Below are 15,696 nucleotides of genomic sequence, written 5' to 3' on the forward strand. Positions count from 1 at the left end.
TGTCATGGTTCACCAGCTCCATCGGTGGTCCGGCGGCCGATCGTCGCGACCAGCTCCAGGACAAAGGTTTCGGTTGCGCTCGCCGCGGCAGCTTCCGTCGCGCGGCCGGCGGCGAGGTCGAGATTGATGATGCGGGCGTCGAGATCGGCGGCGCGCAACGCGCCGATCAGACTGCCTTGCGGCTCTTCGTCATTGTGATGAATCACGAGCCGGATCGCGGTCACCGTCGGCACCACGGGAAACGACAGTGCGTCGGAGGCAACGTCGATCGCGACGATGCCGCCGCAGGGCAGCTCGCCGCGCAGCGTCAGTTCGAGCATGCGCCGCGCGATGGGCCCTTCGCCGAGCAGGATCAGCTGCCGCGGCGCCATCCCGACGCGGTCGAGCGCGGCCGCAACGCCGCTCAGGATGCCGGCATAGCTGGTTTCGCGCAGCGCAATCGGCAGCCATGTCGCAAGCGGGGTGAGCCGTCGCCAGCGCGCGAAGGTTTCCGGTACGGCGATATCAGCAGCATCGGGGGCGACCAGGACGCCGACCAGCACGCGCGCGGTGGCGCGATGGGGCCGGGTTGCGATGGCGCTGTGCGGGCTCTCGGGCATGCCCGGAAGCTGGGCCTTGGTCCGATATTATTCAAATGAATTGTCTTTATTTGCCTATTCACATTGTGCATGATGAATGCATGCGGCTGCGCAATCTCGATCTCAATCTTCTGCTGGTGTTCGACGCCGTCATGCGCGAGCGCAGCGTGGTGCGTGCAGCCGGCGCACTTGCCATCAGCCAGCCCGCCGTGAGCCACGCGCTGAACCGGCTGCGTCATGCGCTGAAGGACCAGCTGTTCGTCCGCACGCCGTCCGGCATGCTGCCGACGCCGCGGGCCGAAGCACTGGCGCTGCCGGTCCGCAAGGCGCTGAGCGACCTGCAACTGGCGGTCGAAGGCGATCGTTTCGATCCGGCGCAGGCGGATCGGCGCTTCGCCATTGCCGTCAATAATTATGCTGCGGTGGTTGCCGCCGGCGCGATCATCGCGGCGGTGCGCGCGCAGGCGCCCCGGGTGCGGCTGACGCTGGTGCCGAGCGGGACCTTGAATCTCGCCGACCGGCTCGATCGCGGCGAGCTCGATCTTGCGATCTCCGCCGGCGCGCTGGAGGGCGAGCGCTTCGCCTCCCGTCGGTTGATCGAGGATCGCTTCGTCGCTGTGCTGCGGGCCGGTCATCCGGCCCTGCGCAAGAAGCTGACCGGCGAGGCGCTGATCGAGCTGCCGCATCTTGCGATCACCTCCAGCGGCGAGAATCTGGATTTCATCGACGCCTGGCTGCGGGCACGCAAGGCGGGCCGCATCATTGCATCAGATGTGCCCTATCTGTCGGCCGGCGCGGTTCTGGTGCAATCCAACATGGTTGCGATCCTCGGGCGCAAGCTCGCGCTCGAATTCCGCCGCGCCTATCCGATCGAGATGCGGGAGTTGCCGTTCGACGCGTCGAAGCTGCACAGTGTCATGTGCTGGCACCGCCGCTTCGACGATCTGCCGGCGCACCGCTGGCTCAGGGACACGATCGTCGCCGCCACCGGCGGCATTTGATCCGGGTCGAGACGATGCGCCTGATCAATGACCCGCGGGGGCGGGGCCGCCGAGTTTGATGTTGCGCAAGGTCAGCGCCAGTGGGATCGCCGAGAGCGCGATCAGCATCAGGACCCAGAATGCGTCCATGTAGGAAAGGAACGAGGCCTGGGTCTGCACCTGCTGACCGATCCACTGCACCGCCTGCTGCTGCGCCTGCAGCAGCGAACTGCCCTGGGCAATGAAGAAGTCGGTCATTCGATGCATGGTGTCCTGATATTGCGGACTTGACGGCGTCACCTGCTCGACCAGCCGGCTCTGGTGGAACTGCTCGCGATGCGTCAGCACGTTGGAGACCAGCGAGACGCCGATCGAGCCGCCGGTGTTGCGCGCGGCATTGATCAGCGCCGAGGCCTGGTCGGTCTTGCCGGCCGGAATGCCGTCATAGGATGCCGCCATGATCGGAATGAAGATCAAGGGCAGGCCGACGCCGATCAGCATGCGCGAGCGCGCCATGTACCAGAAGCCGAGGTCGCCATAGACATTGGTCATGCTGTACATCGACGCCGCGATCACCAGCGCGCCGGCGATGATCAAATATTTCGGCTGCACCCTGGCGGCGAGACGGCCGACCGCGAACATCATCACCATGGTCACCACGCCGCCGGGCGACAGCACGAGGCCGGCCCAGGTCGCGGTGTAGCCGAAATCCTGCTGCACCAGTTGCGGCAGGAACTGGGTGGTCGCGAGCAGGATCGCGCCGGTCGCGAGCATCACGAGGAAGCTCGCGCCGAACTGCCGGGTCGCGACCATCCGCAGATCGATCATCGGATTGCGGCGGGTCATCTCCCACGGGATCATCAGCACGAAGGCGATGGCGCAGATCGCCGCCGACGCGATGATGAAGGACGATCCGAACCAGTCGTCCTCCAGGCCACGGTCCAGCGTCACCTCGAGCGCGCCGAGGAAGGTCGCGACCAGCGCGAAGCCGATGAAATCGAACGAATTGTCCTGCTTCTGGTCCTTGGGCCTGGCGGGCTCCTGCAGTACCGCGGCGATCAGCGCGATCGCGAAGGCGCCGACCGGCGCGTTGATCAGGAAGCACCAGTGCCAGGACAGATTGTCGGAGAGCCAGCCGCCCAGCGTCGGGCCGACCACCGGCGCCACCACGACGGCGATGCCGAACACCGCAAACGCCTGGCCGCGCTTGGCCGGCGGAAACGCGTCGGCAAGGATCGACTGCGCCACCGGCACCATGCCGCCGCCGCCGAGGCCCTGCAGGATGCGGAACAGCAGCAGCGCGTTGAGGTTCGGCGCGAAGCCGCACAGGATCGAGCTCACCGTGAAGATGCCGAGGCAGATCAGGAAGAAGGTCTTCCGCCCCAGCATCTTGGCGAGGAAGCTCGAGGCGGTGAGGATGATGGCGTTGGAGACCAGATAGCTCGTCACCACCCAGGAGGCTTCGTCCTCACTGACGCCCATGCCGCCCGCGATATAGGGCAGCGCGACGTTGGCGATGGTGGTGTCGAGCACCTCCATGAAGCTCGCGAGCGCGACCACGATGGCGATCAGCCACGGATTGACGGTGACGCGCGGGACAGGGAGGCTTTTGGGATCGATTGCTGCTGCACTCATGACAGCCTCCCGGGATCAGAGCTTGCCAAGCCGCTCGACCAGCGACGGAGCGGGATTGATGCGCACGGTGGGCACCACCGACATGCCCGGGCCGAGCGCGACGTCGGTCGGCGGGTCGTCCATCACGATCTTGACCGGCACGCGCTGCACGATCTTGACGTAGTTGCCGGTGGCGTTCTGCGCCGGTAGCAGCGAGAACGCGGTGCCGGAGCCGGGCTGTACGCTCTCGACATGGCCGTTGATGGTGCGGCCGGGATAGGCGTCGATCTTCAGCGTCACCTTCTCGCCGGGGCGCATCTTGTCGAGCTGGATTTCCTTGAAGTTCGCAGTGACCCAGGTCTGGTCGGGCACGAACATCGTGAGGTTGGTGCCGGCCTGCGCGAACTGGCCGACCGCGGCCGACAGGTTGACGACGCGGCCGGGCTGCGCGGCGGTGACCATCGTATAGGACAGGTTGAGCTTGGCCTGGTCGCGCTGCGCGTCGGCCTGCGCCAGATTGGCGAGCGCGCTCTTGCGCTGCGCCATCAACGATTCCACCTGGCGCTGCGCCAGGTTCAGCTGCGCCTGCGCGCTCAGGACAGCGGACTGCTGCTGATGCAGTTGCGAGGTGTACTGCTCGGAATTCTGCACCGTGCCGTAGCCGGTCTGCTCGAGATGCTGGTAGCGCGTCGCCTGCTGCTGGGCGAAGGTCAGCGCCGCCTGCGCCTGGTCGACCTGGGCCTGACTGGCCGCGATCTGCGCCTGCTGCACGTCGAGCTGCGCATCGACATTCTCGATGCTGGCCTGCGCGGCGGCGACCTGCGCCTCAGCCTGCGCCAGGGCGACGCGATAGTCGCGGTCATCGAGACGGGCGATCACGTCGCCGGCTGCGACATGCTGGTTGTCGGTGACCGGAACCGCGGTGATGTAGCCGGACACTTTCGGGGCCAGCGCCGACTGCCGCGCCGCGATGAAGGCGTCGTCGGTGGATTCGAAATGCCCGGTGTAGTCCATGTAGAGATAGCCGCCGCCGAGCGTGGCGGCGAGCAGCACGGCACCGATCGCGGAGACCACCGGACGGCGGCGCAGCAGGCCGCGCCGCAGCACCGGGCCGGTGGCCTCCGGCGGAACCGTTGCCGGTGGGGCGGGGTCCTTGGCCGCGGGACGCCCCTCGGCGGGCGCCTTTGCGGTGACCTCCGGCCGCTCCGACGTGATGATGGGCTCGTGAGAGGCCGGAGCCGAGGGCGCGCCCTCGGTGGCCTCGTGCCCCGGCTGGTCGCGCTCCAGAACTGTGTCTTCGAACATGATGGCTGCTCTTGGCTGGTGAGCGAGGTCGGCACGGCCTTCGCAAAAGGGAACGATACCGTTCCGTTCTGTGCGGCAAATAGTCTCGATTGCAGAGTGCGTCAATAGGAACGGAACCGTACCGTTCTATTTACAACTAGATGTGATAGGCTTATATTGCCCGACATTGCCGGCTTGGCCGGCTCATGGAACCCGGGTCAAGGCGATGACCACCAGCACTCTGAAGATGCCGCGGGGGCCCAAAACCAGACTGGCAACCAAACTGGCAACAAGACCGGCGGCGGGCCCGGTCGAGGTACGCGCCGGCCGACCGCCGAAGGAATTGGCCGGCGAGGTCGATGCGCGCATCCTCGATGCTGCGCGCGGGGTGTTCCTGCAGCGCGGGTTCGAAGGCGCGAGCATCGACGAGATCGCCGAAGTCGCGCGCTCCGGCAAGCGCACGATCTACGCGCGCTTCCGCGACAAGCGGGCGCTGTTCACCGAGGTGGTGACGCGGGACATCCTGTCGCGCATTGCCGAGTTCAAGGCCGATCCGCCGGTTGGCGTGACCATCGAGGAGCGTCTCACCAGCGTCGCCTCGACCTTGCTGCATTGGGGGTTCGACGCCGACCGGATCGGCCTGATGCGGCTCGCCATTGCGGAGGCGCACCGCTTCCCGGACCTCGCCGCCACCGTTAACCGCCGGGCGCGTGCACTCAGCACCGAGCTCGGGATTCACCTGCTGCACGAGCTAACGCAATCCGACGAGCTCGGCAAGCTGCCGGCCTTCGCGCCGGAGCACCTGCCGACCACGGCGCGCCTGTTCCTCGACATCATCGCGGTGCCGATGCTGCTCCGGGCGCTGTTCGAGGTGGACCTGAAAGCGCTCGGCCCCGAGATCGATGAGCATGTCGCGCACGGCGTCGCGTTCTTCGTCGCGGCGTGCAGATCCGGATACCGGCCTGGGACCAATTGATCCGCGCGATCCGAGACAAATCCGCTCGTTGGGTTGCGAGCAAGGATCGTTGCAACTTCGCCACACGGCGCACAAAAGAATCAAATTCGAATGAGACAAGCTGTCGCAAGCCTCCCGTTCGTGCCACAACCTTAAGTAAGGCGGTTTCGCCGAGTGCAAGGAATGGGAATGGGAATGCGTGGTTTTGCAATTGTCGGGGCTGGCCTGATTTCATTTGTGGGGTTTGCAAGCGCGGTATCGGCGGCTGACCTGTCGGAGCGCAGCTGGACCAAGGCTCCGCCCTTGGTGGCTCCCGCGTTCAACTGGTCCGGCTTCTATGCCGGCGTGAATGTGGGCGGTGGCTGGTATGATGGCGGGAATATCACGACGAGGAGCAATGTCGCTTCGATCGTCCCGCCGGCCAACATCATCCGCGTTCCCCTTTCGAGCAGCAACCAGGCGGGTGTGACCGCGGGTGGATTGGTCGGGTACAATTCCCAGATCGACAGGGTCGTCCTCGGCGTCGAAGCCGATTTCAACTATGTCGACCTGAAGTCTACCCGGAACGGCAGCGCCATCGTCGCTCTCCCGGGTGGCGTGACGGGAAGCTTCAATCCTCAATACACCAGCAAGGTCGATTGGTTCGGCACCGTGCGGGGGCGCATCGGCTTTGTGCCCACTGAGCGCCTGCTGATCTATGCGACAGGCGGCCTCGCCTACGGCGAGGTGAAGACCAATATCGCCAATTCGTCGGCGTTCTCCACGGGCCTGTCGCGGCTTTGGCTTGGCAACAACTCCGACGTCCGCGTCGGTTGGACCGCCGGCGGCGGCGCCGAATATGCCTTCACCAACAACTGGACGCTGCGCGGCGAATATCTCTACGTCGATCTCGGCTCGAGCGGCACCACGGCGACGTTCCAGGGCACCGATCCGTTGCAGAGCCAGATCCGCTACAACGCCAGCCGCGAGAACAGATTCAGCGTGGCTCGCGCTGCGCTGAGTTACAAGTTCTGACACCGGCTTGAACAAATCACCGTCCCGTCATGCCCGGCATCCAGCCGCGCCTGCCGGACGTGGTTCGCCCGCGCTTTGCGCCGCTCTCCGAGGCAACTTCAGCCCGGCGCCCGCTCCACGGCGTGGCGCAGCCAGACCATGCCGCCTTCCAGCGTCTCGCAATGCGTCAGCCGCAGCGATTGTCCGGCGCCGGGACGATCGCCTTCGGGGCCGCGATAGTCGACGATGCTTTGCGATCCCGCAACGCCGTCGACCGCCGGAAAGATCAAGGTGCTGAATTCGTCGATCAGCCCGTGCTTGAGAAATGCGCCGTTGATCCCGCCGCCGCCCTCGAGCAACAGCCTCCCGGCGCCGAACAGCGAGGCCAGCTGCGCCATCGCGCCCGGCAGATCGTCGCCCTTGGGGCCGGCAAAGATGTAGGACGCGCCGTCCTCGCGCAGCTCGGCGAGATGGCTGTCGGAGACCTGTTCGCCGAGCACCGCAACGGCATGATCGCCGCCGACATTGTCCTTGCCGAAATGCACGCGGCCCGACGGATCGATGCCGATCGCAAGCTTGCGGCCGTCGCGGTTGGCAAGATGCGGCTCGCGCGGCAGCCTCGGTGGATTGGCGATGTGCCGCGCCGTGCCCTTGGCCATCTCGTTCATGGTGACGCGGCCGATGATCCACCCGTCGGCATCGAAGCCGTCATGGATTCGTTCATAGTGGGAGCGCAGCACTTCGGCGGGAATGCCGCTAGCTGCCTTGGTGAAGCGGCTGGGGTGAAGCCGGCCGTCGATCGACGTGCCCATGTGGCAGATGATGTGAGGTCGCATCGGCTGAACTCTTCGGTGGCGAATGACGGCGCCGCGGGGGCGGGTGGGCACGCCCTGATTTAGAAAGCCGCAGGCATGTTCTCAACGCCGGTAACGCAGCGGTGTTTCAACTTCGGCGGCGCGCTTGCTCTCACCTGGGTTCGGCCTGCACGGGATCACGCCGTGATCCGCTTCAGTTCACTTCCAGCTTGAAACCTGCGCGCCGTCGTCTAGAGTCTCTCTGACGGGGAAAGGCAGACTCCCCGTGAGACCTTTGGTCCAAGCTCTGCGCGACAATCCGTCGTGGAGCTTGCTATGGACATCCAACCGCAATCAATTCGTCGTTCCAAGGTCGCCATCCTGTGGCGTGGAGATGCCGCGTCGCGCCGCGAGGCGACGCCAGAGAACAGTCGTTTCGTTCGCGTCTTCGAAGCGCTCGCTGCTTCCGGCATCGAGGCCAATCCCGTCGTCTATGACGAGACATTCGCCGATCTCGTCCGCGACCAGCTGCTGACCATGGACGGCGTTCTGGTCTGGGTCGATCCGATCCATCAGGGCAAGACGCGCGCGGCGCTCGATCTGCTGCTGCGCGAGGTCGCGGCGAAGCGTCCGTGGGTCAGCGCCCATCCCGATGTCATCCTCAAGATGGGCGTCAAGGAGGTGCTCCACCGCACGCGGCATCTGGGCTGGGGCGCCGACACGCATCGCTACGCCACCGCCGATTCTTTCAGCGCCGAATTCCCGCCGCGGCTTCGCGCAGCCGGCCCGCGTGTCCTCAAACAGAATCGCGGAAATGGCGGGCAGGGCGTCTGGAAGGTGGAGGCCCTGCCCGATGCGACGGTGCGTGTGCTGCACGCGCTGCGCGGCAGCCAGCCCGAGGAGATGCCGCTGGAAGATTTCATGGCGCGCTGCGAGCCGTATTTCGGCTGGGGCGGCTGCATCATCGATCAGCCATTCCAGCCGCGGCTGCCCGAGGGCATGATCCGTTGCTATGTCAGCGGCGCGAAGGTCGCAGGGTTCGGGCATCAGCTGATCAAGGCCTTGATCCCGCCGCCCCCGGAAGGCCCGGATTCCCCGCAAGCCCAGCCCGGCCCGCGCATCATGCACGGCCCGGATGCGCCGCAATTCCAGGCGCTGCGCCGTTCGATGGAGGACGAATGGATTCCGCAGCTGATGAAGACGCTGGCGATCGACGACGCGTCGTTGCCGGTGATCTGGGATGCGGACTTCCTCTACGGCCCGCGCGATGCGGATGGCGCCGACACCTACGTGCTGTGTGAGATCAACGCCAGTTCATGCTTTGCGATCCCCGACGAGGCGCCGGCGGCGATCGCGCGGACGGTCCGGGATCGCATTGCCCGGAGCGCGGAGAGCGGTGGATAGAGCAGGCGCCGCACGCTCACTTCGCCCGCATTGCCTCCGGCGTATCGGGCTGCGCGGAGGGATGCGCCTTGGCGAACGCCGGCAGCGCCATCGCTGTCTCGTGGATCCGCTTCACGGTCGGCCAGGGCGACAGGCTGATCTGCTGGTTGATCGCCGCCGTGACGTGGCCGACCAGGCAGATGTCGGCGATGGTCGGCGCGTCGCCGTGACAGAACAGGCCGGTCGCCTTGCGGCCGGCGAGATGACCTTCGAGCGCCGCCAGCGTCTCGACCGTCCAGTGCCGCCGCCAGGCGTTCTGCTGGCTGTCGCGCAGGTCGAGCTCGCGGTCGAGATAGCGGCGCACCCGTGGCGTGATCAGCGGATGGCCCTCGCAGGCGACCATCAGCGCCAGTCCACGCACCCGGGCGCGGCCGAGCGCATCGGCCGGCAGCAGCGGCGGGTCGGGATAGGTCTCGTCGAGATAGTCGATGATCGCGAGCGACTGGAACAGCACGGTGCCGTCGTCGATCACCAGCGCCGGCAGCGCCATTTGCGGATTGATCTTGCGATAGGCGTCAGCGCGATGCGCGTCCGCATCGAGATCGACGAATACGATTTCGGCCGGCACGCCCTTGAGGTTGAGCGCGATCCGCACCCGGAAGCTCGCCAGCGATCGCCAGAAGGAGAAGAACTGCATGGAGTGCACTCCTCATTCTTCCCCTCTCCCCTTGTGGGAAAGGGTGGGGGCGATGCGACAGCATCGCGGACGGGTGAGGGGTCTGTGTCCGCGGATAGAGACCCTCATCCGTCTCGGACTGCGTCCGCGACACCCTCTCCCACAAGGGGAGAAGGGAAGGAAGAGCTAGCCCGCGCCCACCTTCTTCTTGCGCCAGGCAAGGTGCACGGCGCAGGTGCAGCCCTGCGGATGCGAGGCCAGTTCCTCGTCGTTGGCGGGCGTCGCGGCCGGCGCGATCGCCTGGCCTTTGGCGCCGTCCTGCGAGGGGATGTAGTTCAAGACCGGCGCGAGCCAGCGTTCGACCTCGGCGACCGTCATGGCCTTGCGCGCCGCATAGTCCTCGACCTGGTCGCGCTCGATCTTGCCGACGCCGAAATAGAAGCTCTCGGGATGCGAGAAATACAGCCCCGAGACCGACGATCCCGGCCACATCGCAAAGCTCTCGGTCAGCTTCACGCCGGCGGTGTTCTCGGCATCGAGCAGCGCGAACAGCGTCCGCTTCTCGGTGTGGTCGGGTTGCGCCGGATAGCCGGGTGCCGGACGGATGCCGTCATACTTCTCGAGGATCAGTTCGTCGGCGGAGAACGTCTCGCCGGGCGCGTAGGCCCAGAATTCCTTGCGCACGCGCTGGTGCATGCGCTCGGCAAAGGCCTCGGCCAGGCGATCGGCCAGTGCCTTGCACAGGATCGAGGAGTAGTCGTCATTGGCGTTCTTGAAGCGGTCCGCGACCGCGTCCTCGCCGATCCCCGCCGTGACGACGAAGCCGCCGATATAGTCAGGCACGCCGGTGTCCTTCGGCGCGACGAAGTCTGACAGCGCGGCGTTGAAGCGGCCCTCGCGCTTCTCGAGCTGCTGGCGCAGAGTATGGAAGGTCGCGATCTTTTGCTTCCGCGTCTCGTCGGCATAGACCTCGACGTCGTCGCCGACGGCGTTCGCCGGCCAGAAGCCGATGGTGGCGCGAGCGGTGAACCACTTCTCCGCGATGATCTTGTCGAGCATCTTGCGCGCGTCGGCATAGAGCGAGCGCGCGACCTCGCCGACCTTGGGGTCGTCGAGGATCGCCGGGAAGCGGCCGGTCAGCTCCCAGGTCTGGAAGAACGGCGTCCAGTCGATGTAGTCGGCAAGCTCGGCGAGATCGTAGGCGTCAAAACTCTTCAGCCCGAAGAACGCCGGCTTCTTCGGCGGCACTGCCGCAAAGTCGATCGCAACCTTGTTGGCGCGGGCGTCCGGCAGCTTCAGCCGCTTCTTGTCGGCTTGGGCGCGGAAATGCGCGGTCGAGATTTTCGCATATTCGGCGCGCACCTCGGCGGCATAGGCCTGCTTCTTCTCGGCCGACAGCAGCGAGGAGGCGACGCCGACGGCGCGGCTCGCGTCATTGACATGCACGACCGGGCCGCCCGGATAGTTCGGGTCGATCTTGACGGCGGTATGCACGCGGCTCGTGGTCGCGCCGCCGATCAAAAGCGGCACGTTCATGCCCTGGCGTTCCAGTTCGCCGGCAAGGAAGCTCATCTCGTCGAGCGAGGGCGTGATCAGGCCGGACAGGCCGATGATGTCGGCGCCCTCGGCCTTCGCGGTCTCGATGATCTTGCTCGCGGGCACCATCACGCCGAGATCGATGACCTCGAAATTGTTGCACTGGAGCACGATGCCGACGATGTTCTTGCCGATGTCGTGGACGTCGCCCTTCACGGTCGCGAGCACGATCTTGCCCGCGGCATTGCGGCCGCCGGTGATGCCGTTGGCGAGGTTGCGTGCCTTCTCCTCCTCCATGAACGGCATCAGATAGGCGACCGCCTGCTTCATCACGCGTGCCGACTTCACGACCTGCGGCAGGAACATCTTGCCGTCGCCGAACAGGTCGCCGACCACGTTCATGCCGGCCATCAGCGGGCCTTCGATGACGTCGAGCGGGCGCGACGCGTTCTGGCGGGCGGCTTCGGTGTCAGCCTCGATGAACTCGGTGATGCCGTGCACCAGCGCGTGGCTGAGCCGCTTCTCGACCGGCCATTCGCGCCAGGCGAGATCCTGCTCCTTGGTCTGCTTCTCCTTGCCGCGGAATTTCTCGGCTAGCGCCAGCAGCCGTTCCGACGCGCCGGGATCGCGGTTGAGGATGACGTCCTCGCAGGTCTGGCGCAGTTCGGGATCGATGTCGTCATAGACGATCATCTGGCCGGCATTGACGATGCCCATGTCCATGCCGGCATGGATGGCGTGATACAGGAACACCGAGTGCATCGCCTCGCGTACCGGCTCGTTGCCACGGAACGAGAACGACAAATTGGAGACGCCGCCGGAGATGTGGGCGCCGGGCAGATTCTGCCGGATCCAGCGCGTCGCCTCGATGAAGTCGACGCCGTAATTGTTGTGCTCCTCGAGGCCGGTCGCGATCGCGAAGATGTTCGGATCGAAGATGATGTCCTCGGGCGGGAAGTCGAGCCGGTTGACCAGGATGTCATAGGCGCGCTTGCAGATCTCGGTCTTGCGCGCGAACGTGTCGGCCTGGCCGGTCTCGTCGAACGCCATTACTACCACGGCGGCGCCGTGACGCTTGGCCACCGTCGCCTCGTGCAGGAACTTCTCCTCGCCTTCCTTCATCGAGATCGAGTTGACGATCGGCTTGCCCTGGATGCATTTCAGGCCGGCTTCGATGACGTGGAATTTCGAGGAGTCGACCATCACGGGCACCCGCGCGATGTCGGGCTCGGCGGCGACGAGGTTGAGGAACGTCACCATCGCATTCTCGGAATCGAGCAGGCCCTCGTCCATGTTGACGTCGATGACCTGGGCGCCGTTCTCGACCTGGTCGCGCGCGACCTGAAGCGCCGCGGTGTAGTCGCCGGCGGTGATCAGCTTGCGGAAGCGCGCCGAGCCGGTGACGTTGGTGCGCTCGCCGACGTTCACGAACGGGATCGCATCGGTCAGCGTGAACGGCTCGAGGCCGGACAATCTGAGGCGCGGCGCGATCTCGGGCACCACACGCGGCTTGTGCGGGGCGACGGCCCTGGCGATCGCCGCGATATGGTCGGGCGTGGTGCCGCAGCAGCCGCCGACGATGTTGACGAGGCCGGCGGCGGCGAATTCGCCGATCAGCCGCGCCATGTAGTCTGGCGTCTCGTCATACTGGCCGAATTCGTTGGGCAGGCCGGCGTTCGGATAGGCACACACCAGCGTGTCGGCGACGCGGCCGATATCGGCGATGTGCGCGCGCAGATCCTCGGCGCCGAGCGCGCAGTTGAAGCCGATCGTGATCGGCCGCGCGTGCCGCACCGAATGCCAGAACGCCTCCGGCAATTGTCCGGAGAGCAGGCGGCCGGACTTGTCGGTGATGGTGCCGGAAATCATCACGGGCACGTCGATGCCGCGCTCCTCGATGATCTCGGCGATCGCATACAGCGCCGCCTTGGCGTTCAGCGTGTCGAAGATGGTCTCGACCAGCAGCAGGTCGGCGCCGCCGTCGAGCAGGCCCTTGGCCTGTTCGCCGTAGGCCGTGCGCAGATCGTCGAAGGTGACAGCGCGATAGCCGGGATTGGAGACGTCGGGCGAGATCGAGGCGGTGCGGTTGGTCGGGCCGAGCGCGCCGGCGACGAAGCGCTCCTTGCCGTCTTCGGCCGACACCCGCTCGGCGGCGGCGCGCGCGAGGCGGGCGCCTTGCAGGTTCATCTCATAGGCGAGGTCCGACATGTCGTAGTCGGCCTGCGCGATCGAGGTCGAGGAGAAGGTGTTGGTCGCGACGATGTCGGCGCCGGCGCGCAAGTAAGCGGCGTGGATGTCCGTGATCGCGTCGGGCTGGGTCAGGATCAGGAGATCGTTGTTGCCCTTGATGTCACGGTGGAAATCCGCAAAGCGTTCGCCACGGAAGGCGGCTTCGTCGAACTGCAGGCCCTGGATCATCGTGCCCATGGCGCCGTCGAGCACCAGGATGCGCTCGCGGGCAGCCGCGAGCAAAGCGCTACGCTTGGGGGAAACCGGTACGGACATGATTCAGGCAGCTTTCTGGGCACCGTTCGGCCTGATGCCGAGCAGATGGCTGATCGCGAACACGAGGTCCGCGCGGTTCATGGTGTAGAAGTGGAAGGTGTCGACGCCGTGCTTGAACAGCTTCTGCACCTGGCCGGCGGCGACGGTGGCCGCCACCAGCTTGCGGGTCTCGGCGTCGTTGTCGAGGCCCTCGAACTTCTCGGCGAGCCAATCCGGCACGCTGGTGCCGGCCCGGGTGACGAAATTGCGGGCCTGCTTGAAATTGTGCATCGGCATGATGCCCGGCACCACCGGGATCTCGATGCCGCGCGCACGCACCCTGTCGACGTAGCGATGGTAGAGGTCGTTGTCGAAGAACACTTGGGTGATCGCGCGGGTCGCGCCGGCGTCGACCTTGGCCTTCAGCGTGTCGATGTCGGCATCGAAATCCTTCGCTTCCGGATGCTTCTCGGGATAGGCGGACACCGAGATCTCGATGTCGGCGTGGCGCCGCTTGATGCCGGCGACGAGCTCGGCCGAGCTCTGGTAGCCGTCGGGATGGGTGAAGTAGGGCGTGCCGATGCCGCCGGGCGGATCGCCGCGCAGCGCCACGATGTGGCGGACGCCGACCTCATGATAGCGATCGACGATCTCGTCGATCTCGCCGCGCGAGGCGCTGACGCAGGTCAGATGCGCGGCCGGCAGCAGATCGGTCTCGCGCAGGATGCGGCTGATGGTCGAATGGGTGCGCTCGCGGGTCGAACCGCCGGCGCCGTAGGTGACCGAGACGAAGTTCGGCGTCAGCGGCGCCAGCCGGTTGATGGTCTCCCAGAGATTGCGCTCCATCTCCTCGGTCTTCGGTGGGAAGAACTCGAAGGAGATTTTCGGCGCCTTCGGCGCGCGCTGGCCATTCGGCACGGAGGAAATGGTCTGGGTCATGATACGCAAGGGCTCCGCAACTGGAGGGCAGACATCCGGCCTGGATATGGAGCCCCAAGATAATCGAAACGGGTGGGCTGAGACAGCCCATCGTATATGGGAAATTGCCCATTATTTGCGGTGAAGCGAGAAAAATCGACTGCGGGGCACATATGGTGGGCGACGAGCTGACGGCCAAAACCGTTTCTTACTGCATTGATATATTTATATTAAATCATGCTCCGGCGATATACGTGCCACCAAAGTACAATGTGGGCCATGGGCTATATCAATGAGTCGTCTCGTTTCGTCCCAAAGCCTATGCAACCTCTTCCAGCTTTCCGCTGCGGGACTGCCCTGCGCGGCCGGGGTCTTTGTCGCCTCGTGACGTCACACTAGGCTGTCGGCCATGATCCCGCTTTCCGTCCTCGACCTGTCCGTCGTCACGACAGGCACCAAGCCCGCCGCCGCGCTCCGCAACAGCATCGATCTGGCGCGCCATGTCGATGGCCTCGGCTATGTCAGATACTGGCTCGCCGAGCACCACAACCTCGCCTCGGTCGCAAGCCCGGCGCCCGACCTGATGATCGGGCAGATCGCGGCGGTGACGCAGCATATCCGTGTCGGCTCAGGCGGCGTGATGCTGCCCAACCATGCGCCGCTCGTGGTCGCCGAGCGGTTCAAGATGCTGGAGGCGCTGTTTCCCGGACGCATCGATCTCGGCCTCGGCCGCGCGCCCGGCACCGACGGTGCCACCGCCTACGCGCTGCGCAGCCGGCTCGATCGCCGCGAGGGCGATGATTTCCTCGAGCGGCTGCATGAGCTGACCTTGTGGGAGACGCGCGATTTCCCGGCCGGCCATCCCTACCACAATGTGGTGGCGATGCCGGACGATTCGCCGCTGCCGCCGATCTGGCTGCTCGGCTCGAGCGATTATTCCGCCGAGCTCGCAGCCCAGGTCGGGATGGGCTTTGCGTTCGCGCACCATTTTGCCACCCACGACGCGATCGCGGCGATGACGAATTATCGGGCGCATTTCAAGCCGTCAGGCTGGCGCGCGACGCCGCAATCGATCCTGGCGGTCGCCGTCGTTGCCGCGGACACCGATGCGGAGGCCGAGCAGCTTGCGCTATCGATGGATCTCAACCGGCTGCGCCGCGACCGCGGCCAGTATCTGCCGCTGCCGAGCGTCGAGGAGGCGGAGGCCTATCCCTACACCGACGCCGAGCGGGCCTCGATCGCGCGCAATCGGGCGCGGCTGTTCGTCGGCAGCCCGGCAACCGTGATGGCCAAACTCGAGCCGCTGATCGCGGCGAGTCAGGCCGACGAGTTGATGGTGATCACCGCGGTCTACGATCACGCGGCGCGGAAGAAGTCCTACAGCCTGCTTGCCGAGGCGTTCGGGCTTGCGAAGAGGGTGGCCGCATCGTAGTCGTCGTCCCGGCGAAGGCCGGGACCCATACGCCGCGGCCCCATTTGTCGCGCAAACTGGTTGTCGCCT

12 protein-coding genes are annotated in these 15,696 nt (G+C 65.8%); 5 read left to right on the forward strand and 7 right to left on the reverse strand.

Annotated elements, in window-relative coordinates; translation table 11 throughout:
• Window positions 1–2: 2 nt before the first annotated feature.
• Window positions 3–539: a hypothetical protein gene (locus JQ507_02385; GenBank protein ID QRI73146.1), complete on the reverse strand. Its 537-nt coding sequence runs from the start codon at window positions 537–539 to the stop codon at window positions 3–5.
• Window positions 540–679: 140 nt separating this feature from the next.
• Between JQ507_02385 and JQ507_02390 the strand changes: the two genes are divergently transcribed.
• Window positions 680–1,579: a LysR family transcriptional regulator gene (locus JQ507_02390; GenBank protein QRI70411.1), complete on the forward strand. Its 900-nt coding sequence runs from the start codon at window positions 680–682 to the stop codon at window positions 1,577–1,579.
• Between the two features lie 24 nt (window positions 1,580–1,603).
• Here JQ507_02390 and JQ507_02395 read toward each other — a convergent pair whose 3' ends face one another.
• Together JQ507_02395 and JQ507_02400 are read right to left on the reverse strand one after the other, a co-directional pair.
• Entirely contained in the window at window positions 1,604–3,193 is a 1,590-nt protein-coding gene (locus tag JQ507_02395) for a DHA2 family efflux MFS transporter permease subunit (GenBank protein QRI70412.1), read from the reverse strand.
• Between the two features lie 15 nt (window positions 3,194–3,208).
• The gene (locus JQ507_02400) at window positions 3,209–4,459 is read right to left on the reverse strand and encodes an HlyD family secretion protein (GenBank protein QRI73147.1); all 1,251 of its coding nucleotides are present in this window, start codon (window positions 4,457–4,459) and stop codon (window positions 3,209–3,211) included.
• Between the two features lie 223 nt (window positions 4,460–4,682).
• On the opposite strand from JQ507_02400, the gene JQ507_02405 reads away from it, so the two are divergent.
• The gene (locus JQ507_02405) at window positions 4,683–5,432 is read left to right on the forward strand and encodes a TetR/AcrR family transcriptional regulator (GenBank protein QRI70413.1); all 750 of its coding nucleotides are present in this window, start codon (window positions 4,683–4,685) and stop codon (window positions 5,430–5,432) included.
• Window positions 5,433–5,606: 174 nt separating this feature from the next.
• Window positions 5,607–6,425: a porin family protein gene (locus JQ507_02410; GenBank protein ID QRI70414.1), complete on the forward strand. Its 819-nt coding sequence runs from the start codon at window positions 5,607–5,609 to the stop codon at window positions 6,423–6,425.
• Between the two features lie 98 nt (window positions 6,426–6,523).
• Here JQ507_02410 and JQ507_02415 read toward each other — a convergent pair whose 3' ends face one another.
• Window positions 6,524–7,240 (reverse strand): dihydrofolate reductase family protein, encoded by a 717-nt coding sequence (locus tag JQ507_02415; GenBank protein QRI70415.1) that lies wholly within the window; start codon window positions 7,238–7,240, stop codon window positions 6,524–6,526.
• A 294-nt stretch (window positions 7,241–7,534) separates the two neighbouring features.
• Between JQ507_02415 and JQ507_02420 the strand changes: the two genes are divergently transcribed.
• Window positions 7,535–8,602, forward strand: coding sequence for a Cj0069 family protein (locus JQ507_02420; protein QRI70416.1), 1,068 nt, complete (start codon window positions 7,535–7,537; stop codon window positions 8,600–8,602).
• A gap of 16 nt (window positions 8,603–8,618) precedes the next feature.
• On the opposite strand, the gene maiA is transcribed toward JQ507_02420, so the two are convergent.
• The 3 genes from maiA to metF all read right to left on the reverse strand — a co-directional run bounded on the left by maiA (window position 8,619) and on the right by metF (window position 14,216).
• Complete coding sequence (gene maiA, locus JQ507_02425; protein ID QRI70417.1) at window positions 8,619–9,278, reverse strand: maleylacetoacetate isomerase; 660 nt, start codon at window positions 9,276–9,278, stop codon at window positions 8,619–8,621.
• Between the two features lie 165 nt (window positions 9,279–9,443).
• Window positions 9,444–13,298, reverse strand: coding sequence for a methionine synthase (metH, locus tag JQ507_02430; protein QRI70418.1), 3,855 nt, complete (start codon window positions 13,296–13,298; stop codon window positions 9,444–9,446).
• A gap of 3 nt (window positions 13,299–13,301) precedes the next feature.
• The gene (metF, locus tag JQ507_02435; GenBank protein QRI70419.1) at window positions 13,302–14,216 is read right to left on the reverse strand and encodes a methylenetetrahydrofolate reductase [NAD(P)H]; all 915 of its coding nucleotides are present in this window, start codon (window positions 14,214–14,216) and stop codon (window positions 13,302–13,304) included.
• A gap of 388 nt (window positions 14,217–14,604) precedes the next feature.
• Between metF and JQ507_02440 the strand changes: the two genes are divergently transcribed.
• The gene (locus JQ507_02440; GenBank protein ID QRI70420.1) at window positions 14,605–15,627 is read left to right on the forward strand and encodes an LLM class flavin-dependent oxidoreductase; all 1,023 of its coding nucleotides are present in this window, start codon (window positions 14,605–14,607) and stop codon (window positions 15,625–15,627) included.
• The last annotated feature ends 69 nt before the right edge of the window (window positions 15,628–15,696 follow it).

This window comes from Bradyrhizobium sp. PSBB068 (genome assembly GCA_016839165.1).
Lineage (GTDB): Bacteria > Pseudomonadota > Alphaproteobacteria > Rhizobiales > Xanthobacteraceae > Bradyrhizobium.